This window comes from Micromonospora sp. NPDC023956, assembly GCF_040639195.1.
GTDB lineage: Bacteria > Actinomycetota > Actinomycetes > Mycobacteriales > Micromonosporaceae > Micromonospora.
The window spans coordinates 370,186-394,736 of the sequence record NZ_JBEZZN010000003.1 but is presented as its reverse complement, the minus strand read 5'-3'; the positions used below and the strand labels follow the sequence as shown (position 1 = coordinate 394,736).

Annotated in this window: 21 protein-coding genes; 10 read left to right on the top strand and 11 right to left on the bottom strand. The window is 74.2% G+C overall.

The features are described from left to right. Positions 1 to 60 precede the first annotated feature (60 nt). Entirely contained in the window at positions 61 to 282 is a 222-nt protein-coding gene (locus AB0F58_RS08050; protein ID WP_357139651.1) for a zinc ribbon domain-containing protein, read from the bottom strand. A 39-nt stretch (positions 283 to 321) separates the two neighbouring features. On the opposite strand from AB0F58_RS08050, the gene AB0F58_RS08045 reads away from it, so the two are divergent. The 4 genes from AB0F58_RS08045 to AB0F58_RS08030 all read left to right on the top strand — a co-directional run bounded on the left by AB0F58_RS08045 (position 322) and on the right by AB0F58_RS08030 (position 7,412). Beyond that, on the top strand, positions 322 to 1,800 hold the full coding sequence (locus AB0F58_RS08045) for a lytic murein transglycosylase (protein ID WP_357139648.1): 1,479 nt from the start codon (positions 322 to 324) through the stop codon (positions 1,798 to 1,800). A 70-nt stretch (positions 1,801 to 1,870) separates the two neighbouring features. After that, a complete protein-coding gene (locus AB0F58_RS08040; RefSeq protein ID WP_357140421.1) occupies positions 1,871 to 2,890 on the top strand; it encodes a GNAT family N-acetyltransferase in 1,020 nt (339 codons plus the stop codon). A gap of 94 nt (positions 2,891 to 2,984) precedes the next feature. Next, complete coding sequence (locus tag AB0F58_RS08035) at positions 2,985 to 6,260, top strand: lamin tail domain-containing protein (protein ID WP_357139646.1); 3,276 nt, start codon at positions 2,985 to 2,987, stop codon at positions 6,258 to 6,260. 210 nt (positions 6,261 to 6,470) lie between these two features. Next, entirely contained in the window at positions 6,471 to 7,412 is a 942-nt protein-coding gene (locus AB0F58_RS08030) for a peptidoglycan DD-metalloendopeptidase family protein (RefSeq protein WP_357139643.1), read from the top strand. Here the strand turns inward: AB0F58_RS08030 and AB0F58_RS08025 are convergent. The 7 genes from AB0F58_RS08025 to AB0F58_RS07995 form a co-directional block, all read right to left on the bottom strand. Next, positions 7,405 to 8,190 carry a hypothetical protein gene (locus tag AB0F58_RS08025; protein ID WP_357139641.1) on the bottom strand — a complete coding sequence of 262 codons (786 nt, stop codon included), beginning with the start codon at positions 8,188 to 8,190 and terminating at the stop codon, positions 7,405 to 7,407. The genes AB0F58_RS08030 and AB0F58_RS08025 overlap by 8 nt on opposite strands. After that, entirely contained in the window at positions 8,184 to 8,513 is a 330-nt protein-coding gene (locus AB0F58_RS08020; RefSeq protein ID WP_357139637.1) for a helix-turn-helix transcriptional regulator, read from the bottom strand. Before AB0F58_RS08020 ends, AB0F58_RS08025 begins: the two co-directional genes overlap by 7 nt. 651 nt (positions 8,514 to 9,164) lie before the next feature. Continuing rightward, positions 9,165 to 10,148: a porphobilinogen synthase gene (hemB, locus tag AB0F58_RS08015; protein ID WP_357139634.1), complete on the bottom strand. Its 984-nt coding sequence runs from the start codon at positions 10,146 to 10,148 to the stop codon at positions 9,165 to 9,167. Between the two features lie 19 nt (positions 10,149 to 10,167). Continuing rightward, positions 10,168 to 11,748, bottom strand: coding sequence for a uroporphyrinogen-III synthase (locus AB0F58_RS08010; RefSeq protein ID WP_357139632.1), 1,581 nt, complete (start codon positions 11,746 to 11,748; stop codon positions 10,168 to 10,170). Continuing rightward, on the bottom strand, positions 11,745 to 12,713 hold the full coding sequence (gene hemC / locus AB0F58_RS08005; RefSeq protein WP_357139629.1) for a hydroxymethylbilane synthase: 969 nt from the start codon (positions 12,711 to 12,713) through the stop codon (positions 11,745 to 11,747). Before hemC ends, AB0F58_RS08010 begins: the two co-directional genes overlap by 4 nt. Next, entirely contained in the window at positions 12,710 to 14,035 is a 1,326-nt protein-coding gene (locus tag AB0F58_RS08000; protein ID WP_357139626.1) for a glutamyl-tRNA reductase, read from the bottom strand. Before AB0F58_RS08000 ends, hemC begins: the two co-directional genes overlap by 4 nt. After that, on the bottom strand, positions 14,032 to 14,802 hold the full coding sequence (locus AB0F58_RS07995; RefSeq protein WP_357139623.1) for a redox-sensing transcriptional repressor Rex: 771 nt from the start codon (positions 14,800 to 14,802) through the stop codon (positions 14,032 to 14,034). The genes AB0F58_RS08000 and AB0F58_RS07995 overlap by 4 nt, the downstream gene beginning before the upstream one ends. Before the next feature lie 366 nt (positions 14,803 to 15,168). Between AB0F58_RS07995 and AB0F58_RS07990 the strand changes: the two genes are divergently transcribed. Then, entirely contained in the window at positions 15,169 to 16,467 is a 1,299-nt protein-coding gene (locus AB0F58_RS07990) for a sensor domain-containing protein (protein ID WP_357139620.1), read from the top strand. A 52-nt stretch (positions 16,468 to 16,519) separates the two neighbouring features. Continuing rightward, complete coding sequence (locus AB0F58_RS07985) at positions 16,520 to 17,176, top strand: response regulator transcription factor (RefSeq protein WP_357140419.1); 657 nt, start codon at positions 16,520 to 16,522, stop codon at positions 17,174 to 17,176. A 15-nt stretch (positions 17,177 to 17,191) separates the two neighbouring features. Here AB0F58_RS07985 and AB0F58_RS07980 read toward each other — a convergent pair whose 3' ends face one another. From AB0F58_RS07980 to AB0F58_RS07970, 3 genes are read right to left on the bottom strand one after another with little or no spacing between them, the layout of a single operon-like run. Beyond that, positions 17,192 to 17,842, bottom strand: coding sequence for an HAD hydrolase-like protein (locus AB0F58_RS07980; protein WP_357139617.1), 651 nt, complete (start codon positions 17,840 to 17,842; stop codon positions 17,192 to 17,194). Positions 17,843 to 17,888: 46 nt separating this feature from the next. Continuing rightward, positions 17,889 to 18,143 (bottom strand): glutaredoxin family protein, encoded by a 255-nt coding sequence (locus AB0F58_RS07975; protein ID WP_357139615.1) that lies wholly within the window; start codon positions 18,141 to 18,143, stop codon positions 17,889 to 17,891. Then, positions 18,133 to 19,791, bottom strand: a complete 1,659-nt coding sequence (locus AB0F58_RS07970) for an AMP-binding protein (RefSeq protein WP_357139613.1) — start codon at positions 19,789 to 19,791, stop codon at positions 18,133 to 18,135. Before AB0F58_RS07970 ends, AB0F58_RS07975 begins: the two co-directional genes overlap by 11 nt. Positions 19,792 to 20,205: 414 nt before the next feature. Here AB0F58_RS07970 and AB0F58_RS07965 point away from each other — a divergent pair, with 414 nt between their 5' ends. From AB0F58_RS07965 to AB0F58_RS07950, 4 genes are all read left to right on the top strand, one after another. Further along, positions 20,206 to 21,126, top strand: coding sequence for an ECF subfamily RNA polymerase sigma factor, BldN family (locus AB0F58_RS07965; RefSeq protein WP_357139610.1), 921 nt, complete (start codon positions 20,206 to 20,208; stop codon positions 21,124 to 21,126). Positions 21,127 to 21,478: 352 nt separating this feature from the next. Further along, positions 21,479 to 22,372, top strand: coding sequence for a DUF5667 domain-containing protein (locus tag AB0F58_RS07960; RefSeq protein WP_357140418.1), 894 nt, complete (start codon positions 21,479 to 21,481; stop codon positions 22,370 to 22,372). A 150-nt stretch (positions 22,373 to 22,522) separates the two neighbouring features. Continuing rightward, the gene (locus tag AB0F58_RS07955; RefSeq protein ID WP_357139607.1) at positions 22,523 to 23,398 is read left to right on the top strand and encodes an HAD-IB family hydrolase; all 876 of its coding nucleotides are present in this window, start codon (positions 22,523 to 22,525) and stop codon (positions 23,396 to 23,398) included. Further along, positions 23,395 to 24,534 carry a hypothetical protein gene (locus AB0F58_RS07950; RefSeq protein WP_357139604.1) on the top strand — a complete coding sequence of 380 codons (1,140 nt, stop codon included), beginning with the start codon at positions 23,395 to 23,397 and terminating at the stop codon, positions 24,532 to 24,534. The genes AB0F58_RS07955 and AB0F58_RS07950 overlap by 4 nt, the downstream gene beginning before the upstream one ends. The last annotated feature ends 17 nt before the right edge of the window (positions 24,535 to 24,551 follow it).

Here is a 24,551-nt window from a genome sequence, read left to right as displayed (position 1 = left end):
GAGAACGGCCGGACGGGGTCGACCGCAAGGTACCGCAACCGACCGACGGAGGCGCGGGAATCAGCAGCCGCAGCCACCGCCGCAGCAGCCACCACCGGCCGGGGCGGCCCCTCCGCCGACCGGTCCGGCACCGCCCCGGCCGGTCACCGCGACCGTGGAGAGGAGCTTGACGGTGTCGTGGTGGCCCTGCGGGCAGGATGCGGGCGCACCAGCCTGCGCCATCGGCCGATTGACCTCGAAGGTGGCGCCACAGGCGCGGCAGCGGAACTCGTACCGGGGCATGGCACCAAGGGTACGACCGGTCCTGACGTCGGCGCTGACATGGGTAATACTCGACGGGTGGTGGACGGAGAGGACAGCCTGCGGACCCGGTCCCTGCGTCCGGCCGCGCCGCCCGACGGGCTGCCCGCCACGTCGGACGACGCCCCCGGTCCCGCTCCGCGCACCGCCGGTGCGGTGCCGCGGCCCCGGACGCCGGTGCCGCCGGAGGCGCTCCGGCCGACCGTCCCGGCACCCGCCGGCTCCCCACCGCCCGCCGCCGCACCGGGGGACACCGTCCCCACCACGGCCCTCACCGCCCCGGCGGACGACGCGCCCACCCGGGCCGGCGGCACCCCGGCAGAGCCGGACGCGAAGGTCGGACCCGACGCCGAACCCGGGCCCGACACCGCGACGGGGCCCGGCACCGCGACCGGGCCGGACGCCAAGACCGGGCCGGACGCCACGACCGGACCCGACCCCGAGACCGGGCCCGACACCCCCACCAAGCCCGACACCGAGACCGGGCCGAACGCGACAGACGAGGCGGACGCCAAGGCCACGCCGGCCGCGACAGACGAGCCGGACGCCACGACCAAGCCCGACGCGAAGGACGCCGGGACCGGGTCGGGTCGGGCCGGGCGGCGCCGCTACCGGGTGCCGTTCGCGCACGCCGTCCGCCTGCCACCGCGGCAGGCCGCAGCCGGCGCGGTCCGGGCCACCCGGGCCTGGTCGAAGCGGCCCGGTGGCCGGTTCGCCCTCTCCGGGCTCTTCCTGCTCGCCCTGGTCTCCGCCACGGCGGCAGCCGGTGCGCTGCTGGTGCCGGCGACCGCTCCCGCGCCGCGCCCGGTTGCCGGGAGCGACAGCCCCGGCGCGTCCGTCGGGCCGACCACCGTACCCACCCTCCCCGGCGGGGGCGTGCCGCCGGGGACACCGCTGCCCGGCGGGGTCGTCCCGCTGCCGACCGGCCGCCCGGCCGACGCGCTCGCCGACTGGGCCCGGGTCACCGGCGAGAAGGTCGGTGTCCCCCAGGTGGCCATGCAGGCGTACGGCTACGCCGAGCTGGTGCTCGCGCAGACCACCCCCACCTGCGCGCTGAGCTGGACCACCCTCGCCGCCATCGGGCACGTGGAGTCGGGGCACGGCGCGGCCAACGGCGCGAAGCTGCTGCCGGACGGGCAGGCGCTGCCGGAGATCATCGGCCTTCCGCTCGACGGCAACGGCAACCGCATGCGGATCCTCGACACCGACGGGGGCCGGCTCGACCGGGATCTGGTCTACGACCGGGCGGTCGGCCCGATGCAGTTCATCCCGACCACCTGGAACGAGATCGGCGCGGACGCGGACAACGACGGCGTGAAGAATCCACACGACCTGGACGACGCCGCGCTCGCCGCCGGCAACTACCTCTGCAAGGGCGGCCGGAAGATGACCGTCTCCGGCGACTGGTGGGGGGCGATCCTGTCCTACAACGACGTCCGCCAGTACGCCCAGGACGTGTTCGACAAGGCCAACGAGTACGGCCGGACGAGTCGCGGCTGAACCGACGCATCCATCCCGGACGTTCTGGATACTTCCCCCGGGCTGCGGTTGACGGCAAGCTGTACGCGTGATGGTGCGCGAGTGGGATCCCCGGACCGCGTCGTCCGCAGAGATCGCGTCACTGCTGGCGACGCTCAACGCGGTCCTGGCCGCCGACCTGCCCGACGATCCGCCCTGGCGGGAGACCTCGCTACGGGAGTACCTCTCCGAGGTGATGCCCGGCGAGCGGCGGATCTCCTGGGTGGCCGAGACGGAACCGGCCGCCGACGGCACGCCCGGGACGATCGTGGGCCACGTCCAGGTGCTCCTGCTCGGCGACATCGGCGTGCTGGAGGTGCTGGTGCACCCGGACGTACGCCGCACCGGCCTCGGCCGCACCCTGGTCCAGCTGGCCACCCGCCGCACGTACCAGGAGGGGTTCCGGTCGGTCGGGGTCGAGGTGGTGGGCGGGACGCCGGCCATCGCGTTCTTCGAGGCGCTCGGCTTCGGGCGGGACTACGTGGAGACCCGGAGCGTGCTCCGGCTCGCCACGGTGGACTGGACGGCACTGGGGGCGATGGCCACCGGTATCGGCTCCGGATACCGGATCGAGTTCTGTCCGGGCGGCCCCCCGGACGACCTGATCGAGTCGTACGCCCGGGCCAAGGCCGATTCGCGTGACGCCGAGGACGGCGACCTGCGACCCAGCTCCTACGACCCGCAGCGGCTCCGGGACAGCCTCGACTGCCTGCACCGGCGGGGCATGGAGCCGTACATCGTCTTCGCCATCCACGAACGCACCGGCGAGGTCGCCGGACTGACCGAGGTGGTCGTGCCGGCGCAGCACCCCACCCGGGCCGACCAGTACGACACCATCGTCGTGGCCGGCCACCGGGGCTACGGCATCGACCGGGCGATCAAGGCGCGGATGCTGCTCGAACTGCGCGCCGCCGAGCCGGAGCTGACCGAGGTGCAAACCTGGAACGCCCAGGCCAACGAGGCCATGCTGGCGGTGAACGCCGAGCTGGGCTACCGCCCCGACCGCCAGTGGTGCGAGTACGGTGCCGACGTGGCGGAGCTGGTGCACCGGTTGGACGCGCGAACCCGCTGACCGTTGTGCACCCGCCGTTCCGGTGGGGGATGGACGCCGTACCGGATCGACGCCTACCGTGCGGTGGTTCCCGTCCATCCCTCGTGGAGGCCCCATGCGCCCGCGCCGCATCCTCGCCGCGCTCGCGACCGCCACCGCCGTGACAGCCACGGCCGTCGGCGTCGCACCCCTCGCGGCCAGCGCCGCGCCCACCGACCTTTTCATCTCGGAGTACGTCGAGGGCTCGTCGAACAACAAGGCGATCGAGCTGTTCAACGGCACCGGTGCCGCCGTCGACCTGGCCGCCGGCGGCTACCAGCTCCAGCTGTTCTTCAACGGCTCGACCACCCCGACCAACCTGGCGCTGACCGGCACGGTCGCCGCCGGGGACGTCTTCGTCCTCGCCAGCTCGGCGGCCAACGCGGCGATCCTCGCTCAGGCCGACCAGACCACCGGCGCGAGCCTCTGGAACGGTGACGACGCGCTCGTGCTGCGCCGGGGCACGACCGTGCTCGACTCGATCGGGCAGGTCGGCGTCGACCCGGGCACCGAGTGGGGCAGCGGCCTCACCAGCACCGAGAACAACACCCTGCGCCGGCTCGCGTCCGTCACCGTCGGGGACACCGACCCGTCGGACGCGTTCGACCCGGCGGTCGGGTGGGCCGGTTTCGCCACCGACACCGTCGACGGGCTCGGCGCGCACACCAGCGACGGCGGCGGCCCGGTCGACCAGCCGGCCGTGCTGACCTGCGGCCCGGCCCTGGTCACCCCGGTCGGTACGGCAGCGTCCCGGGAGGTCACCGCGACCGACGCGGACGACCGGATCACCGACCTCGCGGTCACCGCGGTCGCCCCGACCCCGACCGCCGGCACGATCGGCCGGACCGCGTTCACCGCCGCCGACGCGGTGGGCGGCACCGCCCGGGTCACCGTGACCGCCAGCGCCGACCTGGCCGCCGGGGCGTACACGGTCACCCTGACCGCGACCGACGCCGACGGCGGCACCGCCGCCTGCACGCTCGCCGTGACGGTGACCCGCGAACTGACCGTCGGCGAGGTGCAGGGGCCGACCACCGACACCGAGTCCGGCCCGGCCGACCGGTCCCCGCTCGCCCCGCCCTCCGGTAACGGCACCAGCAGCATCCTGTACGACGTCCGGGGTGTGGTCACCCAGCGCACCCTGGCGCGGACCTCCGCCGGGGCGGAGCAGCACGGCTTCTTCCTCCAGAGCCGGGCCGACGCCACCGACGGCGACCCGACCAGCTCCGACGGCGTCTTCGTCTTCATGGGCTCGTTCCCCTCGCTGATCGGCGGCTACGTGCCGACGGTCGGCGACGAGGTGGTGCTCCGCGCCCGGGTGTCGGAGTACTTCGACCAGACCCAGCTCTCGTCGGCGTCCCTGGTCCGGACGATCGCCTCCGGGCTGGACGTGAACACGGTCGTCGCGGTCACCGACGCGGTGCCGCCGGCCGACCTGACCGCCGCGCAGCGGTTCTGGGAGCGGCACGAGGGGGCCCGGCTGCGGGTCCGCGCCGGCAGCGGCGCGGTGAGCGGGCGGGCGGTCTTCGCCTCCACCGCCGACGCGGAGACCTGGCTGGTCGACCGGGACGACCCGCTGCTCGACCGCGCCGACCCGTACGCTCGCCGGGTGTTCCGGGACACGCACCCGCTGGACAACGACCCGACCCGTCTCTTCGACGACGGCAACGGCCAGCGGATCATGCTGGGCAGCATGGGCGTCAAGGCCACCGCCGGGGACAGCACCGCCCTGTTGCCGCCGACGCGGACCTTCGACACCCTGACCGGGGACGCGTACGGCGCGCTCTACTACTCCTTCGAGAAGTACGGCGTCCAGGTCGAGCGGGCCGCCTTCACCCCCGGTGCCGACCCGTCGCGGAACAACCCGCCGCGGCCGGCCGACCGGTCGAAGGAGATCGCGGTCGCCACGTACAACGTGGAGAACCTCTACGACCACCGGGACGACCCCTTCGACGGCTGCGACTTCACCGGCAACGCCGGGTGCCCCGGCGTCCGGCCGCCGTTCGACTACGTCCCATCGAGCGAGGCCGACTACCGCGAGCAGCTCGGCAACCTCGCCGACCAGATCGTCACCGACCTGCACGCCCCGGACCTGATCCTGGTGCAGGAAGCCGAGGACCAGGACATCTGCACGGTGGCCGGGAACGCGCTGGTCTGCGGCGACACGAACGACGCCGACGGCGCGCCGGACACCCTTCAGGAACTGGCGCTCGCCGTCGCCGCCGCCGGTGGCCCGGCCTACGCCGCCGCCTACGACCGCACCGGCGCGGACGCCCGGGGCATCACCTCGGGTTTCCTGTACCGCACCGACCGGCTGTCGCTGGCCGGGGCGACCGCCGCCGACCCGCTGCTCGGCTCCTCCCCCACCGTCGTCTACCGGGCGGCGGGGCTGCCGTCCAACGCGGACGTCCAGAACCCGAAGGCGCTCAACGCGCTGCTGCCGCCGGACGTCGACACCTCCACCGGCAAGGACGGCGACAACGTCTTCACCCGGGCCCCGCAGCTCGGGAAGTTCACCGTGCAGGCGACGCCGGGCGGGAACGAGTCGTACACCCTGTGGGCGGTCAGCAACCACTACTCGTCCGGCCCGGACAGCCGGGTCGGGCAGCGCACCGAGCAGGCCCGCTACGGCGCGGCGATCGTCACCGCGATCGAGGCGTCCGACCCGCACGCCCGGGTGGTCTACGGCGGCGACCTGAACGTCTTCCCCCGTCCGGACGACCCGATCGCCACCGGCGCGGACCCGACCCCGTCGGACCAGCTCGGTCCGCTGTACCAGGCGGGCCTGCGCAACCTCTGGGACGACCTGGTCGCCCAGGCACCGTCGTCGGCGTACTCGTACAGCTTCGAGGGACAGTCGCAGACGCTGGACCACCTCTTCGTCAACGAGGCGCTGCACGCCGACCTGGTGCAGGTGCGGGCGGCGCACATCAACGCCGACTGGCCGGCCGAGCACGCCGGGGACTCCTCGCGCGGCTCCAGCGACCACGACCCGCAGGTGGCCCGGTTCCGCTCGCGCGCGTCGCTGAGTGTGGCGGACGTCCGGGTGGTCGAGGGCGACCGGGGCGACACCCGGGCCGGTTTCACCGTCACGGTGTCCCGGCCGCTGTCGCACCCGGTGCTGCTCTGCGCCGGCACGCTGGGCGTGACCGCCCGGTCCGGTGAGGACTTCCGGTCGTACGCCGGCTGCCGGACGCTCGCCGCCGGACAGACCTCGGTCGTGTTCCCGGTCGACGTCCGGGGTGACCGCAAGCGGGAGGCCGACGAGCGGTTCGCCCTGGTGGTGACCGGGGTGCCGGGGCTGCTGCTGGCCGACCCGATCGCGTTCGGCACGGTCGTCGACGACGACTGACCGGTCGCGGCCCGAGAACGGCCCGCCGCCCGGGTGTCCCGCCCGGGCGGCGGGCCGTCGCCGTACCGGCGACGCCGCACCGACCGCCCCGCGCCGCCCATCGTCAGATCGATATTCATGATCTACGATTCGTTTCACCGGTCGTCCGTCGGACCGGCCGGAGGTCACGAACAAGGGTGGACCATGTGTGAAAACGATCATCCCGTCGGGATGTCCGGGCTGACCGTCAGCCGCCGTACCGTCTTCACCGCGCTGGGCGTCGGTGTCGGCCTGGGGGCCATCGGCCTGCCGACGGCGGCGAGCGCGGCCGTCGCCGCCTGGAGCAACCCCACGCGCGGCACCCTCACCTCCGGCTACAAGATCCCCTCCCGACCGGGCCACCTGGGCTGGGACATCGCCAACAGCCAGGGCACCCCGGTCTACGCCACCGCGGCCGGCACCGTGCGCGACATCCGGACCGGCTCCTACCCGGGCGACCCGACCAGCGGGCCGCTGGGGGGCCGCACCGGCAACAGCGTCCACATCGACCACGCCGACAGCTACTTCTCCTACTACGGCCACCTGCACCGGGTACTGGTCAGCAAGGGCCAGTGGGTGCTCGCCGGTCAGCTGATCGGACTGATGGGCACCACCGGCAACTCCACCGGCCCGCACCTGCACTTCGAGATCCACCGGCCCCGTCTGACCTCCACGGACCCGCGGGTCTTCCTCGCCAACCGAGGCATCAGCCTGGGCTCGACCGCCCCCATGGGCAGCACCGGCTGGCCCAGCGTCTCGCAGGGGACCACGTCATGGGTGGCCCGGACGATCCAGTACCTGCTGCGCGGCCGGGGTGTCTCCACCGTGGTCGACGGCTACTTCGGTCCGGGAACGGCGTCCTCCGTCCGGACCTTCCAGAGCGGCAGGGGTCTGTACGTCGACGGCGTCGTCGGCCCGATCACCTGGACCGCGCTGATCCTGCCGTTGCAGCAGGGCAACTCCGGTGACACGGTCCGGGGCCTCCAGACGGCGCTCAGCGCCCGGGTCGGGAACGTCGTCGTGGACGGCTCGTTCGGCGCTCAGACCGCCACCGCCGTGCGCAGCTTCCAGAGTTCGCAGGGTCTCGCGGTCGACGGGCTGGTCGGACCGGTCACCTGGAGCACGCTCATCTGACCGCTCCGCCGACCCCCGTCCGGAAGAGCAACCGGATCCCGGCCCACGCCGACCAGGCCGGGTAGGTGGGGACGAGCAGCAGGAACGACAGCGCGCCCAGCGCCGACGCCAGCCCGCTCGTCCCCGCCGACAGGATGCTCAGTTGCAGCCCCGACAGCAGGCCGACCAGAGCCGTTCCCGCCGTCACGCCCAACGCGGAGAGCGCCACCGGTTGTCGGCCGTGCCGCAGGGCGATGAGGTTGGTGGCGATCAGCCACCCCCCGGGCACGACGCTGCCGACCACCGCCACGACCGGCAGGTCCACGGCGGCCGAGAGGGCACCAGCGGCGATCGGCCCCGTCCCGGCGAAGACCGCCAGCAGTGCGGCGGCCACGAACCGGACCGCTCCGCCACCCCGGCCCGCAGCCCACCGCCACGCCCACACCGCCACCGCCGGCAGCATCCCGCAGGGTGCGAGGAGGAAGAAGAACTCGGCGGCCTCCTCCCCGATCACCGGGGCCGCCGCCACCGCCCCGACGAGCAGGAGCGGGGTGCCCAGCAGGCCGGCTCCGGCCACGGTCGACGGCCACCGTGCCGGCCCGCCCGCCAGTTCCGTCCGGCCGTACTGCCATGCCAGCAGAGGCACCTTCACGACGGTGTCGACCGCGTAACGCCACCGCCGACCGCCCCGCACCTCGAGCAGGACGGCGAGTGCCTCCTCCCGCCACCGGGCCCGGTGCGGGGCGGGCAGGGCCACCGACGCGACCGTCAGCAGGACGGCCAGGAACCGGGTCACCACGCCTCCACCTGCCGGGCCGGGCCCGCGCCCGCACGGGTCCGGGTGCGCCGCCGGGCGTCGGCTGCGGCGAGCGCCGAACGAGCCTGGGCACGCCCCTGGGGCGGCAGCCGGTAGTAGCGGCGTCGCGGCCGCCCCTCGGCCTGCTGGTCGACGACCTCCCACCGGCTCTCCACCCAGCCGGCCGCCTCGAGCCGGGCCAGGATCGGGTAGATCGTCCCGGGCGGCAACCCGGTGGACTCGACGATCTCCAGACCGTAGACCTCCCGTTCGGGATCGGCGAGCAGGGCCCGCAGCACCAACTGCACCTGGAGCGTCATCCGCATACTCGTACTCTACATAGGGTCGGAGGGCCGCGCAGCCCCGCCGGAGCCGCCCGCGCCGGGACGCTCCGGCCCGCGGTACCGGGATCGCCGAGGATCCGGCGGTGGCGGCTGGCCTCGGTACCGGGCCACCCGCACCTCCCACTGACTCCGGCGGCGCCGGGCCGCCCGGTCCCGGCGAAGCGGTCGTCGCGCTGCGGTCGATCCGGCACGGCCGACCACGGTCAGCAACGAGCCAGCCGAACGGCACGCAATGACGCTGAGCAACGAACCGGCTGGCAACTTCGGGGCCTACCGCTTACCCCGCGCCACCGGGGAAGCTTTGAACTGCCCATATGCCCCTCGGCCGGCGGGCGACTCCGTTCCCTCCCCTTCCCTTTGCTCTGCACCCGCCGACGCACCAGTGACCCTGGGTGAAGTGGTGCGCCTGCGGGTGCAGAGCAAAGGATGCGACAGGAGGAGCAGCGGCCCGCCTGACACTCACGCAGAGTGACAGCACGTGCGGGCTGACCGGCGGCCCCGGGGGCGGCCCGGCAGAGAAGGAACCGGGAAAAACGGGGAACGGGGATTGAGAAACGGGGAACGAAGTACCAGGACCCGCAGTAGTGGAGCGCACTGCGGGTCGGGTGCCGCGTCCGGGTGGGCGGCCGGTCGTCAGCGACCGTCGCGCAGCAGGCCGGCGGCCTCGACCGCCCAGTAGGTGAGGATGATCTGTGCACCGGCCCGCCGGATCGAGGTGAGCGTCTCCAGCATCACCCGCTCCCGGTCGACCCAGCCGTTCGCGGCAGCGGCCTCGACCATCGCGTACTCGCCGGAGACCTGGTAGGCCGCGACCGGGACGTCCACCGACGCCCGGACCGCCGCGACCACGTCCAGGTAGGGCAGCGCCGGCTTGACCATCACCAGGTCGGCGCCCTCGGCCACGTCCAGCTCCACCTCGCGCAGCGACTCGCGGACGTTCGCCGGGTCCTGCTGGTAGGTGCGCCGGTCCCCGTCGAGACACGACTCCACCGCGTCCCGGAACGGGCCGAAGAAGGCCGAGGCGTACTTCACCGCGTACGCCAGCACGGCGACGTCCTGGTGCCCGGCGGCGTCGAGGGCCCGGCGGACCACGCCGACCTGGCCGTCCATCATGCCGGACGGGCCGACCATGCCGACCCCGGCGGTGGCCTGGGCCACCGCCATCTCGGCGTACGCGGCCAGCGTGGCGTCGTTGTCCACCCCGCCGTCCGGAGTGAGCAGCCCGCAGTGCCCGTGCGAGGTGAACTCGTCCAGGCAGAGGTCGCTCATCACCACCGTGGCGTCACCGACCTCGCTGACCACGTCCCGGATGGCGACGTTGAGGATGCCGCCCGGGTCGATGCCGCCGGAGCCGGTGGCGTCCCGCTCGGCGGGCACCCCGAACAGCATGATCCCGCCGACCCCGGCCTGGACCGCCTCCACCGCCGCCTTGCGCAGCGACTCCCGCGAGTGCTGGACCACCCCGGGCATGCAGGCGACCGGCCGGGGCTCGGTCAGACCCTCCTTGACGAACATCGGCAGGACCAGGTCCGACGGCGCGACCCGGGTCTCGGCGACCAGCCGCCGCACGGCCGCGTTGCGGCGCAGCCGGCGGGGCCGGATCTCGGGGTACGGCATGACTGATGCCTCCTGGGGGCTAGCGGAACCTGAGGGCGGTCGGCCCCTGCACCTTCGAGCCCCGGCGCTGCTTGGCCGGCATCGCAGCCAGCTTCTCCCGCAGCTCCACGGCATAGGCGGCGAGCGCCTCCACCAGGTCGGGCACGGAGGCGTGCGGCGGCTGCACGTCGACCCGGAGGCCGAACTCGGTCGCCGTCTCCGCCGTCTTGGGCCCGATCACGGCGACAACGGTACGCGCGTGCGGCTTGCCGGCGATACCGACGAGGTTCCGCACCGTCGAGGAGGAGGTGAAGAGGACCGCGTCGAAGCCGCCCGACTTGATCGCGTCCCGGATCTCGGCCGGTGGCGGCGCGGCGCGGACCGTCCGGTAGGCGGTGACGTCGTCGACCTCCCAGCCCCGCTCGGTGAGCCCGGCGGCGAGGGTCTCGGTGGCGATGTCGGCACGGGGCAGCAGCACCCGGCCGACCGGGTCGAGGATCTCGTCGTGCGGGGAGAACTCGGCCAGCAGCCCGTCGGAGGACTGCTCCCCTGACGGGACCAGCTCCGGCTGGATGCCGAACGCACGGACCGCGTCGGCGGTCGCCTCGCCGATACAGGCGATCTTGACGCCGCCGAAGTGCCGGGCGTCCAGGCCGTGCTCGGCGAACTTCTCCCAGACCGCGCGTACCGCGTTGACCGAGGTGAAGATGACCCAGGCGTACCGGCCGTCGACCAGGCCCTTGACCGCCCGTTCCATCTGGGCGGGGGTACGCGGCGGCTCGACCGCGATGGTCGGCACCTCGCACGGGATCGCCCCGTACGCCCGCAGCCGCGCGCTCATCACGCCGGCCTGCTCCTTGGTGCGGGGAACCAGCACCTTCCAGCCGTACAGCGGGCGGTTCTCCCACCAGCTCAGCTTGTCCCGCTGGCCGACGCCCGACCCCACGGTGAGCACGACCCGGCCGGTGAAGCCGAGCGCGGCGGCGACGAAGGAGTCGACGGTCGACGTGGTGGTGTACTGGGTCTCCCCGGTGCCGTCCCCGGTCACCCCGACGCCGGTGGTGCCGTCCACCCCGGCGGAGAGCAGGCCGTCGCGGATCGCGGCGAGGTCGCCCGCGTCCACGGCCAGCGCCAGCGAGCCCCGGCCGATGGCGGCGGCGAGCGCCTCGAAGTCCAGCGTGGTGACGTCCTCGACGTCGGCGGCGGTCCGGACGCCCGGCAGCGGCACCCCGGCGTAGGTGGCGACGCCCTCGGCCTGCCCGACGCCGGGCACCACCTCGAAGTGCGCGGCGGTACGCGCCACCGCCTGCACCTCCTTGACCACGGACTCGTGCCCGAACGGGTCACCGGCGACCAGGTGCACCGCGTTCAGTCCGGACCGGGCCGCCGAGATGAGCACCTTCGCCACGTCACCCGGCGCGCCCTCCGCCGGAGTGAACTGGGCGTCGGAGCGGGCCTGGGCGCGGACGGCATCGAGCAGCGACTCGGGTACGCCCCGGTCGTACACCACCTGGTCCGCGTCGACCAGGGCGTCGTGCGCCCGACGGGTCAGCAGGCCCGGGTCGCCGGGTCCGGCCCCGACGAACGCGATGTGGCCTACGGGCTTACGGGTGCGGGTCATTCTGTGCTCCCAAATTGCTGGGTCCCCGGGCCGGCGTGATCGGGCTGGCCGAGGATCGAGTCGGCGCCACGGGCGAGGAGTTCGGCGGCGAGTGCCTTGCCGATCTCCGCCGCGTCGGCGGGCGTACCGGTGCGGGACAGCCGGATGTCTCGGGTGCCGTCCGGGCTGATCACCGCCCCGCGCAGGTAGATCTCATCGCCGTCGTCGCCCTCGGCGACCTCGGCGTAGGCGGCGACCGGAGCGGAGCATCCGGCCTCCAGGGTGGCCAGGAACGCCCGTTCCGCGGTCACCGCGGCCCGGGACGGCGCGTGGTCGAGTACGGCGAGCAGCTCGACCAGGTCCGAATCGCCGGCCCGGCACTCGACGGCCAGCGCGCCCTGGGCGGGCGCGGGCAGCATGAGCATCGGGTCGAGCGTCTCGGTGATCTCGTCGGTCCGCCCCAACCGGGCCAGCCCGGCGCGGGCGAGGACGACCGCGTCGAGATCGGCGTCGGGCCCGAGCACCCGGCTCAGGCGGGTGTCCACGTTGCCGCGGATCGGCACGACGGTCAGCTGCATCCCGAGTGCGTGCAGCTGGGCGACACGGCGCAGCGCGCCGGTCCCGACGGTGGCCCCGACCGGCAGTTCGGCCAGCGTACGGCCGTCGCGGGCGACGAGCGCGTCCCGCGGATCCTGTCGGGGCGGCACCGCCGCGATGTGCAGCCCACCGGGTTCCGCGGTGGGCAGGTCCTTGTACGAGTGCACGGCGAGGTCGATCTCGCCGGCGGTGAGCGCGTCGCGCAACGCGGAGACGAAGACCCCGACCCCGAGCCGGTGCACCGGCGCGGAGGAGCGGTCGCCGGCGGTGACGATCTCGATCAGTTCGACCGGGCGGCCGGTCGCGGCGGTGAGCGCGGCGGCGACGTGGCCGGACTGGGCCATCGCCAACGCGCTGCCCCGGGTGCCGAGGCGCAGGGGGGCGGTCATCGTTCTCCTCCGTCGGGAGTGATGTCGGGCACCGTGTCGACCGCGGAGGTCTGCGGCACCTGGAGGTCGAAGAGTTCCCGCAGCAGGGCGGCGTACTGGTCGCCGCCGGGCTCGGCGGCAAGCTGGCGCACCCGCACGGTGGGCTGGTGCAGCAGGCGCTGCACCACCCGGTGAACCGTCCGGGCCACCTCGGCCCGCTGGTCGTCGGTGAGGTCCGGACGGCGTTGGGCCAGTCGGCCCAGCTCGGCGGCGACCACGTCGTCGGCGCGACCGCGCAGGGCGGCCACGGTCGGCGCGACGTCCGCCCCGCGCAGCCAGGTCAGGAAGGACTCGACCTCGCCGGTGACGATCCGGTCGACCGCCGCCGCGTCGGCGGCGGCCGGTCCGCCGGCCAGCACCGTGCCCATCCGGTCGATGTCGATCACCTCGACGCCGGGCAGGCCGGCGACGCCCGGCCCGACGTCACGCGGCACGGCCAGGTCGAGCAGGACCAGCGGACCCCGGTCGGCGTCCCGGCCGGCGAGCGCCCGCCGGACCACCGACTCGGTGAGGACCGGTTCGGTGGCCGCCGTGGCGGCCACTACGATATCCACTGTGGAGAGCGCGTCGGCCAGCTCGGTCATCGGGGCGGCGCTGGCGCCGTACGAGGCGGCCAGCCGCACCGCGCGGTCCGTGCCCCGGTTGGTGACGGTCAGCGGCCCGGCGCCGAGCCGGGAGAGGGTGGCCACGCCGAGCGCGCCCATCGCACCGGCCCCCACGACCAGTGCCGGACGGCCCGACAGGGTGCCGTCGAGCTGCTCCGCGGCCAGGTTCAACGCCGCGCTGACCACGCTCTGCCCGGCCCGGTCGATCCCGGTCTCGGCATGAGCGCGCTTACCCACCCGCAGCGCCTGCTGCATCAGCTCGTGCAGCAGCCGGCCGGCCGAGTCGGCACCGGTCGCCCAGTGGTAGGCGTCCCGGAGCTGGCCGAGGATCTGTGCCTCGCCGACGACCATGGAGTCCAGCCCGGCGGCGACCCGGAAGACGTGGTCGACCGCAGCGGCGTCGTAGTGCACGTAGAGGTGGTTGGCGAGCATGGCCGGCGGCGCACCGGCCTGCTCGGCGAGGACGGCGCAGATGTCGCCGAGACCGCCGTGGAAGCCGGAGACGGCGGCGTACACCTCCACCCGGTTGCAGGTGGAGACGAGCACCGCCTCGCTGACGTACGGCTGGGCGACCAGGCGGTCCAGGGTTCGGGTGAGGTCGGCAGGGGCCACCGCCAACTGCTCCAGGACGGCGACCGGAGCGGTGCGGTAGGACGCGCCGACGGCGAGCAGTTTCACGTGCCGATCGCCTCCTGGGGGTCGGTGGTGGGGGCGCCGCCGGCGAGCGTGGTGAGGGTGGACGGGCCGGTGCCCGGCAGGGCGGTGAGCGACGCCTTACGATGCTCGTGGAAGGACAGGATCTGCAACTCGATGGCGAGATCGACCTTGCGTACGTCGACCCCGTCGGGCACCGACAGGACGCACGGCGCGAAGTTCAGGATGCTCGTCACACCGACCGCCACGAGCTGGTCCGCCACCGCCTGAGCGGCCCCGGCCGGGGTGGCGATGACGCCGATGGCGAGCCGTTCCTCGCCGGCGACCCGGGGCAGCTCCTCGATGTGCCGTACGACCAGTCCGTTGATCTCCTCGCCCACCCGGGCCGGGTCGGCGTCGAAGAGGGCGACGATCCGGAAGCTGCGGCTGGCGAAGCCGGCGTAGCCGGCCAGGGCATGACCGAGGTTGCCGACCCCGACCAGGGCGACCGCCCGCCGCTGGGTGAGCCCGAGCACGGACTCGATCTGCTCGACCAGCAGCCCGACGTCGTAGCCGACGCCCCGGGTGCCGTACGACCCGAGGTGTGAGAGATCCTTGCGGAGCTTGGCCGAGTTGACCCCGGCGGCGGCGGCGAGTCCCTCGCTGGAGACCGTCTCGTGGCCGGTCTCGGCGAGGTGGTGGAGGGCGCGGAGATACTCCGGGAGCCGCGCGACGGTCGCTTCCGGCAGATCCGGAAGCGCCGGTACGGCACCGGCGCGGCTGGGCGCGCCTGGGTGACGGTGCTGACTCATGAGACTCCGTGCGGTGCGATCCTGGACCAGCTCCGGTCGCCGGCCGTTTCGGGACTCCCGCTGGCGACCGATCTTGCTGGCTGTGCTAGCAGGGCGCGTCGGAACTACACAGTAGGCGCTTGTGAAGACGTGCACAAATCGCGATCTTGCAGATGCACGACGCGACAACACCAGTCCCCTCCGTTTCGCACCCGCCATTGGGCGGGCACACCGGCACCGCGTCGCAAGTATTGCTTAATTCCGACTTCTCTGACCAATTGCGCTCGGGTCAGACCCGCCGTGTCCTGCGAGGTAGGGCCAGCCCCACCCCCGGTAGGGCGGTGTACGGGATGGGTTCGGCACCGCCGGCGCACCTAGCCTCTGAGCATGACCACGGCCCATCCCGCGTCCTCGGTGACGACCCGCGCACCGGCCCCTCCCCGACGCCTCCTCACCGATTCGGGATACGTCCTGCTCGGTCTGCCACTGGCGCTGGCCAGCCTCGTGGTCCTGCTGGTGGGGCTGGCGTTGGGACTGGGGCTGCTGGTGCTGGTGGTCGGGCTGCCGGTCCTCACCGGGACCCTCTACGCCGCCCGGGGGCTGGCCGACATCGAGCGGCTGCGCCTGGCCGCCGTCCGGCGCCAGCCCCGGATCCGGCCGCGCTACCGGCTCCCGGAACCCGGTGCGACCGCCTGGCGGCGGATCTTCCTGCCGATGCGCGACGTCCAGTCCTGGCTCGACCTGGCCCACGGCATCCTCCGGCTGCCCGTGGCGATCGTCACCTTCGTGGTGACCATCACGTGGTGGTCGGTGGCCCTCACCGGCACCCTCTACGGGACGTACGACTGGGCGATCCCCCACGGCCCGGAGAACGTCGGGCTGAACGAGCTGCTCGGGCTCGGCGACACCACCCGGGCCCGGATCGGCCTGTACACCGCCATCGGACTCTTCTTCCTGCTCACCCTGCCGGTCGTGGTCCGTGGCTGCGCACTGCTCCAGGCCGGCTTCAGCCGGGCCCTGCTGACCGGGGTGGCCGAGATGCGCGACCGGATCACCGTGCTGGAGGAACAGAAGCGGGCCGCGGTCTCCGCCGAGGCATCGGCGCTGCGCCGGCTGGAACGGGACATCCACGACGGCCCCCAGCAGCGACTGGTCCGCCTGGCCATGGACCTCGGCCGGGCCCGGCAGCAGCTCTCCCACGACCCGGAGGCAGCCGGCCGCACCCTGGACGAGGCGCTCGACCAGACCCGGGAGAGCCTGGCCGAGCTACGCGGCCTGTCCCGGGGCATCGCCCCGCCGATCCTGGTGGACCGGGGGCTGCCCGGTGCCCTGGCCGCCCTGGCCGGGCGCGGGCTGATCCCGATCGAGTTGCGGGTCGATCCGGATCTCGGCACCCCCGACGGCCGCCCCGAGGCGGCGGTGGAACACGCGGCGTACTTCGTGGTCGCCGAGGCGCTGACCAACGTGGCCAAGCACGCTTGTGCCAGCGAGTGCCGGGTCGACGTCGGCCGGCAGGAGGGGCATCTGGAGATCAGCGTGGTCGACGACGGACAGGGCGGCGCGCACCTGGCCAAGGGGCACGGGCTGGCCGGCATCGCCGACCGGGTCCGGGCCGGCGGGGGCACCCTGGAGGTGGCCAGCCCGGTCGGCGGCCCCACCGTCGTCCGCGCCCTGCTCCCCGAATGACCACCGGCTGACCGCGGGCGCTCCGGTCACCTCCGACGTGGTAGACAGGGCCATGCGGGTGGTGATCGCCGACGACGCCGTACTGCTCCGGGAGGGGCTCATCCGGTTGGTGACCGAGAACGGTCATCAGGTGGTGGCCGCGGTCGGGGACGGCGACGCGCTGGTGGAGGCGGTGACGACGCACCGGCCCGACGTTTCGATCGTGGACGTCCGGATGCCGCCGTCGCACACCGACGAGGGGCTGCGCGCGGCGGTGACCGCCCGCCGGCTCGTGCCGCGTACCCCGATCCTGGTGCTCTCCCAGTACGTCGAGGTGGCGTACGCCGACGACCTGCTCGCCACCACCGGCGGTGCCGGCGGCGGGATCGGCTACCTGCTCAAGGACCGGGTCGCCGCGATCGACGAGTTCCTGGACGCGCTCACGCGGGTGGCCGCCGGGGGCACCGTGCTGGATCCGGAGGTGGTGGCGCAGCTGCTCGTCCGCCGACGGCGCGACGACCCGCTGCGCGAGTTGACCCCCCGGGAACGTGAGGTGCTGGGCCTGATGGCCGAGGGACGCTCGAACACGGCGATCGCCCGGACGCTGGTGGTCAGCGACGGTGCGGTGGAGAAGCACGTCCGCAACATCTTCACCAAGCTCGACCTCCCGCCGGACACCCACCACCTGCACCGGCGGGTCCAGGCCGTGCTGACCTACCTGCGCACCTGACCCCGGCGGGACGGGTCAGGGCTGGGTGGTCGCCAGGTGGACGGCCTCGGTGAGGGTGTCGGCCACCGGGTGACGCGAGGCGCGCAGCCGGGCCGGGTCGGTGAAGCCACCGGTGTAGAGGACGGCCCGACCGCCGACCGCCTCGGCCGCGTCGGCGTCGTCCAGCGAGTCGCCGATCAGCACCACCGAGGCGCCGTCGACCCCCAGCTCGGCGAGGTGCCGTCGGAGGGACTCCGCCTTGCGGTCGCCGCCGACCTCGGCCCGCAGCCCGTCGACCCGGCTGAAGTGCCCGGCCAGCCCGTACGTGTGCACGGTCGGCACCAGCTCGTCGTGGAACCACATGGACAGCAGCGACTGGCTGCCGGACCAGGCCGCGATGGCCGAGCGGGCGTCCTCGGCCAGCTCACAGGTGGTCAGGCCGACCCGGTACGCGTCGTGGAAGACCCGGTCCAGCCGGCCGAACGCCTCCTCGTCGACGGCCCGGCCGAGCACCTCGGCGTAGTAGTCGGCGATCGGGCGGCGGAACCGCACCCGGTGCTCGTCGGCGCTGACCGCCGGGCCGCCGAGACTGGCGAAGGCCGCGTTGGTGCAGGCCACCACGAGGCTGAGGTCGTTGAGCAGGGTGCCGTTCCAGTCCCACACCAGATGGGGGCGCGCAGGAGTCATCGGGCCACGATAACCAGCGCCGCGTCGAGGGTGGGGGCGGCGGCGGTCAGAGCTGCGGGGTGGTGAGGTCGCGCAGCAGCCGGTCCTCCTCGACCCGCCAGTAGCCGTGCTCCCGGCCGTCGAGGAGCACCACCGGCAGCCGGTCGCCGTACTCGCGCTCCAGCTCCAGGTCCCCGGTGACGTCGCGCTCGGTCCACCGGTCCCCGGTGACCGCGACCACCCGGGCGAGCGCCTCGCGGGCGTCGTCGCAGAGGTGGCAGCCGGGCCTGGTGATCAGGGCGAGCCGGGCGTCAGTGGACATCGGAACCTCCGTGGACGTCTCCGGCGGCGGGCGGCCGGAGCAGGGTCTTGCGCACCTTGCCAATCGCCGAGTGCGGCAACGCGTCGACGAACTCGACCGACGTCGGGCACTTGAACCGGGCCAGGTGCCGGGCGCAGTGGGCGAGCAGCTCCCCGGCCCCCACCGTACCGGCCGGGGCCGGCACGACGTACGCCCGGACGGTTTCGCCGGTGCGCGGATGCGGCACGCCCAGCACCGCCGACTCGGCCACCGCCGGATGCGCCTGGAGCACCAGCTCCACCTCGTGCGGGTAGACGTTGAACCCGTTGACCAGGATCACCTCGCGCAGCCGGTCCACCAGGAAGAGGTCGCCGTCGGCGTCGGCGTAGCCGACGTCCCCGGTGGCCCACCAGCCCTCCGGGTCCGGCCCGCCGCGTCCGTCCGGCCAGTAACCGGCGAAGAGGTTCGCGCCCCGGACCACGATCTGACCGGGGTCGGTGCCGGGCGAGGAGACGTCGAGGTCCATCTCGTCGGCGTCGTCCTCCGGCGGGGGCGCGCCGTCGCGCCACAGGTCCGCCCCGTCCGGCCCGACCAGGCGCAGTCCCACGCCGGGCAGCGCCCGTCCGATCGAGCCGGGCTTCGGCGCCCCGCCGACCAGGGTCGAGGTGAGCACCGGGGCGGTCTCAGTGAGGCCGTACCCGACGTGCACCGGACGGCCGGCGACCGCCGCGAAGCGCGCCGCGTCCGCCGGCTCCAGCGGTGCCGCGCCGCAGACCGCGGCCCGGACCGACGTCATCGCCGCCCCGACCGCCGCACCCGCCGCCGCCCAGGCCTGGAACATCGACGGTACGCCGACCAGCACGCTCACCCGGTGCCGGGCGATCTCGTCGAGCGCCCCGACGGTGGTGAACTCGTCGACGAGTACGCCGGTCGCCCCGTGGTGCACGACCGACCCGAGCCCGGTGTTCAACCCGTACGCGTGGAACAGCGGCAGGGCCAGCAGCACGGTGTCGTCCGGCCCGACCACCGCCGGAGTGATCTGGTCGACCTGCTCGTGGTTGGCGGTCAGCGCGCGGTGCGACAGCATGGCCCCCTTGGGCCGTCCCTCGGTGCCGGAGGTGTAGAGCAGGACGGCGAGGTCGTCCCCGCCCCGGGTGGGCGTCACCGCGCTGCCCGGCTCGGTCGGCACGCTGGTGTGCACGGCGGTGAGGGCCGGCAGGTCCGGGGCGATCCCGGCGACCAGGCCGGCCACGGTCGGCGTGGCGATCAGCACGGCGGTGCCGGAGTCCGCCAGCACGTGCCGCAGCTCGGTGGCGGTGAGCCCGGGGTTGAGCGGCACGGCGACCAGTCCGGCGCGGAGCGCGCCGAGGTAGCCGAGCACGAAGTCCGGGCAGTTGGGCAACGCGACGGCGACCCGGGCGGGCGGCTCACCGGAGTCCGGGTCGGTCGTCGGAACGGCCCGGCTGAGCGCGCGGGCCACCCCGTCCACCGCCGTGTCCAGTTCGGACCAGGTCACCGTCCGGTCGCGCCAGTGCAGCGCGACCCGGTCGGGACGACGGTCGGCCGCCCGGCGCACCCGGTCGGCGAGGTTCGGCGGCGCACTTCCCGCTGTCTGCTGCTGCACGGTCGCTGAGTCTGGCACAGTGGGCGGCCGGCAGACCATGCCCATCGATAGGTTGTCCGGCGATCGGGGCGCGCGACACCGCCCGACACGCCCGCCACCTGCGGTTTCACCCCTAACCACCTGTGCCGGGGAAAGTCAACCGGCATCGACGCACAAAGCGTCCGGCGCCGGTGCGACACGGCGGTGAATACTTCGGCTCTGTGTAACGGACTTGCCACACATGGGTGACGTTGGCCCTATTATCACTCGGGTCGAGTCACCCCATTTGCCGTGAGTCGACACCCCTCAGCCCGAGGAGGCCACCGTGCCTGTGACCGTATTGGACCAGCACCCCCCCGGGGGCTGCCGTCAGCCGGCGAGCCCCGGAGCAGCACCGACCGTCCGACCCGGAGGCGACACCGCCTCGACGTCCCCGCAGCGGGCCGGGAGGACGGCGTTTCCCGGCTGGAGGGAGGCCCGGTGACCACTTTCGGTTACGCAGAGCAACCAACGGGACTGATCCCCCTGCACCACCTCGACGACACGCGGCGCGCCGGGGAGGGCGACGACGGAACGGCCAGGCGGACGCGCAACCGGCCGCATCCGAACGAACCGCCGCCCCGTTCGATACCGCCCGGCGGCAACGCGAAGCCGGCCGGGGGACGGGTCGCCGTGCCGGCCCGACCGAGCATGCCGGCGCAGGGTCGCCGACCCGGCGACGAGGTGGAGCCGGTCGACCCGGCGGCCGCCGAGACGGCGCTCCTGCCGGCGGTTCCGGCCGCCGCCGCACCACCCGAGCCACCGCCCGCACCGCCGAGCCGTCCGGATCCGTCCGACCCGGCCACCGTGGTCTGGTCCCTGGTGGAGCGGGCCAAGGCCGGTGAGGCCGAGGCCTTCGGCCTGCTCTACGACCGGTACGTCGACACCGTCTTCCGGTTCGTCTACTTCCGGGTCGGCAACCGCCAGCTCGCCGAGGACCTCACCTCCGACACGTTCCTGCGGGCGCTCAAGCGGATCGGCAGCTTCACCTGGCAGGGGCGGGACCTCGGCGCCTGGCTGGTGACGATCGCCCGCAACCTGGTCGCCGACCACTTCAAGTCCGGCCGGTACCGGCTGGAGGTGACCACCGGCGACGTCATGGACGCCGACCGCGAGGACCGGGGCCCCGAGGGGAGCCCGGAGGCGGCCGTGGTCGAACACATCACCAACGTGGCCCTGCTGACCGCGGTCAAGCAGCTCAACCCGGAGCAGCAGGAGTGCATCGTGCTCCGCTTCCTCCAGGGGTTCTCGGTCGCGGAGACAGCCAAGGCCATGGGCAAGAACGAGGGGGCCATCAAGGCCCTCCAGTACCGTGCGGTACGCGCCCTGGCCCGACTGCTGCCGGACGGCTTCCAGCCCTGAGCCGGCCGGCACGTCGGCCCCGACCGGGCACCCCTCCGGCAGATAGTGATGACCATCACTGCTGTTCGATTTCGGCACTCCCGGCCCGTAACCCGGGCCCGGCGCCGACCGTTTCTCCGGGTGCGACCGGTGTTCGCCACGGCAAGCTCCCAGACCCGCGGTACGGGCGGCCCGCCCGCCACGACTCGTGCAGGCCGGCATCCCACCGGCTCCCGCCGTCACCGACGGCGGGGACCGCACGGTCGGCGGCGACGAGCCCGACCCACCGGTCCCCGGCCCCGCCGGGCGTCAGCCGGCCGGCGGGTGACCACACCGGCCGGACGACCGTGACCAGTGAGAGGAGATGCCTGCGGTGGACAGCAACCTCTTCTCCCGTCGGCGTGCCGAGCGTTTCGCGCAACTGCTCGACGAGGCCAACGGCGGCCGTCGACACCACGTGCGGTCCCGGGTCGACGACCGCCTCGGCGATCTGGTCGGGCTCGGCCGCCAGCTCGGCGCCGCCGCCCCACCGGCCGAGGTGGACCCGGACTTCCGCACCGGTCTGCGCGCGATGCTGGTGGCCGCCGCGGAACGCGAGGGCGTCGGCGCGAAGGCCGCCCCCACGGCCGGGTCCGACCCGGCCGGTCGGCGGACGGCCGCCGGGACGACCCCGCGCGGTCCGCTCGTACCTCCGGTCACCGCCCGTCGGGCCCGCGCCCGGGGTGCCATCCTGGTCGGGGTCGCCGCCGGTGCGGTGGCCCTCTCCGGCATCTCCGCGGCGAGCGAGAACGCGGTCCCCGGCGACGCCCTGTACGGCATGAAGCGCTCCACCGAACGCGCCCAGCTCGCCCTGGCCAGCTCGGACCTGAGTCGGGGCCAGCTCTTCCTGGACTTCGCCCGGACCCGGCTCGCCGAGGCGGACGAGGTACGGGGCGACCCGGCGGCCTTCGGGGTGATCCTCGACGACATGGACGAGGACACCCGGCAGGGTGTGCGCCTGCTCACCACCACTGCGGTACAGCGCACCGACGCGGCCGGGCTGGACGCCGTCGACACCTTCGTCACCGGGCAGCGGCGCGCGGTGACCGCCCTGCTCGACGGGGCGTCCCGCGCCGAACGGGACCGCGCCCGCAGCTCCCTGGCGCTGCTCGACGCAGCGGAGCAACGGTCCGACGCGCTCCGGGCGGCCCTGGTCTGCGGTGCCCCGCAGGAAGGTGGGACCGACCTGCTCGGCCCGACCGCCGGGGCGTGCCCGACCGCCCGCTGACCCCGCCCGGAAGCGCCGCAGCGTCCGTCGCTCCGATCTTCCTTGGCTAGTCTCGCGGTTGGCAGGCATCGCGCCGCGCGCGGCGGGACGTCACGCCCGACCGGTCCGCCGCCCACCGCGGCCCGGGTGTCGAGCGGAGGGAGTTTCCACGTGGCCCGGACCCGAAAGGTGACCGTCAGTACGGACGCCCACGGGCACACCGCAGGTTGGGCCGCCACCGGGCTGGAACCGCCCGACCTTCCCACGCCCGATCCGTCCGCCGCGGCCTTCTTCGACGTCGACAACACGATGATGCAGGGCGCGTCGATCTACTGGTTCGCCCGGGGCCTCGCCGCCCGGAAGTACTTCACCACCGGCGACCTGACCCGGTTCGCCTGGCAGCAGCTCCGGTTCCGGCTGCTCGCGACCGAGCACGCCGGGGACATGACCCACGCCAGGGAGGCCGCCCTCGCCTTCGTCGAGGGCTGGCGGGTGGACGACGTCGAACGGCTCACCCAGGAGATCTTCGACGAGCTGATGGCCCCCCGGATCTGGGCCGGCACGCGCCAACTCGCCCTGCGCCACCTCGACGACGGGATCCGGGTCTGGCTGGTCAGTGCCGCGCCGGTGGAGATCGGCCGGGTGATCGCCGCCCGGCTCGGCCTGACCGGGGCGATCGGCACGGTCGCCGAGATCGTCGACGGCGTCTACACCGGACGGCTGGTCGGTGACCTGATGCACGGCCCGGCCAAGGCCGAGGCGGTCGCCCAGCTCGCCGCCGTGGAGGGGCTGGCCCTGTCGCGGTGCGTCGCCTACAGCGACTCCGCCAACGACCTGCCGATGCTCTCGGCGGTCGGTCGGGCGGTCGCGGTCAACCCGGACACGGTGTTGCTGCGTACCGCCCGGGAGCGGGGCTGGGAGGTCCGGGACTTCCGTACCGGCCGGAGGGCGGCCCGGATCGCCGTGCCGTCGACGGCCGCCGCCGGGCTGCTGGCCGGGGCGGTCGGCGCCGGGATGGCCCTGCACCGCCGGCGACGGCTCCGTTGATCCACCGCCGGTGGTCGGCGCCGCTCACGGGCCCGGCCCGGCGGCACCGTCCGGGGCTGGCCGGGCTCGCCGTGGCGGTCGCCGCCGGTACCGCGCTGGTCACGTTGCCGCAGGCCGGTTCCGGACCCGCCGAGCCGCCACCGCCGCCGCGTCGGGTCGAGCAGGAGTGGCCCGGGGCCGTACGGCGGGAGCTGCCGGCCCGGCTGGCCGACGGTACGGCGTACAGCCCGGTCTGGTTCCTCGACCCGGCCACCTCGATCGGCACCGCGCCCAGCCCCGACGGGCGTCACCTGCGGCTGGTCCGACGATCCGCCGACGGCACCGTCCACCAGCTACGCCGGCTGCCGGCGGCCGGAAGCCCGCAGTACGCCGGCTTCACCGACTCCGGCCCGGTCGTGGCGTGGACGGAGACCACCACCGGCCCGGACGGCCGGGGGCGTACCGAGGTGTGGGCGGCGGAACCGGGCTCGGCACGGCCGGCCCGACGGGTGACCACGGACGGCGGTGACGTCCTCCTCGTCAACTCCCGGTACGACCTGGTGATCGGCTCGGGCCGGCTGCACTGGGTCGCGGCGGCGCCCGGGGACGCCCGGGTGACCGAGGTGCGCTCGGCGCCACTGGACGGGGGCCGGGTGACGGTACGGACCGAGCCGGGTGCCTGGACGCTGTCGGCGTGGCCGTGGCTGGTCAGCGCGGCGACCGGTGACGCCGGTCCGGTGCGGCTGCGCCACCTCGTCGACGGTACCGAACGCACGGTGCCGGCCGGCCCGGACGAGCTGCTCGGCTGCGGCCCGGTCTGGTGTCGGGCGCTGACCCCGGCTGGGCCGGGACCGGGCCGGCTGGACCTGTTCCGCCCGGACGGCCGGGACCGGCACCGGGTGGCCGGTGGGGACACCCACGCCGCGCTGGTCGACGTGGCGGTGCGCGACCGGTTCGAAGTGGTCCTGTACACCGGGCCGACGGGCACGGTCGGCGACGGCGCCCAGCTGCGGCTCTACGACCTCACCCGGCGGCGGACGCTGGTGGCGGCCGACGGGGTGGGGCTGGTGCTCTGCCGGGGCGACGCGCTCTGGTGGTCCACCGGCGGGCGTGAGGTGACCGGCTGGCACGTCCTGGACCTGCGCACCCTGAGCTGAGCCTGACCCCGGACCCG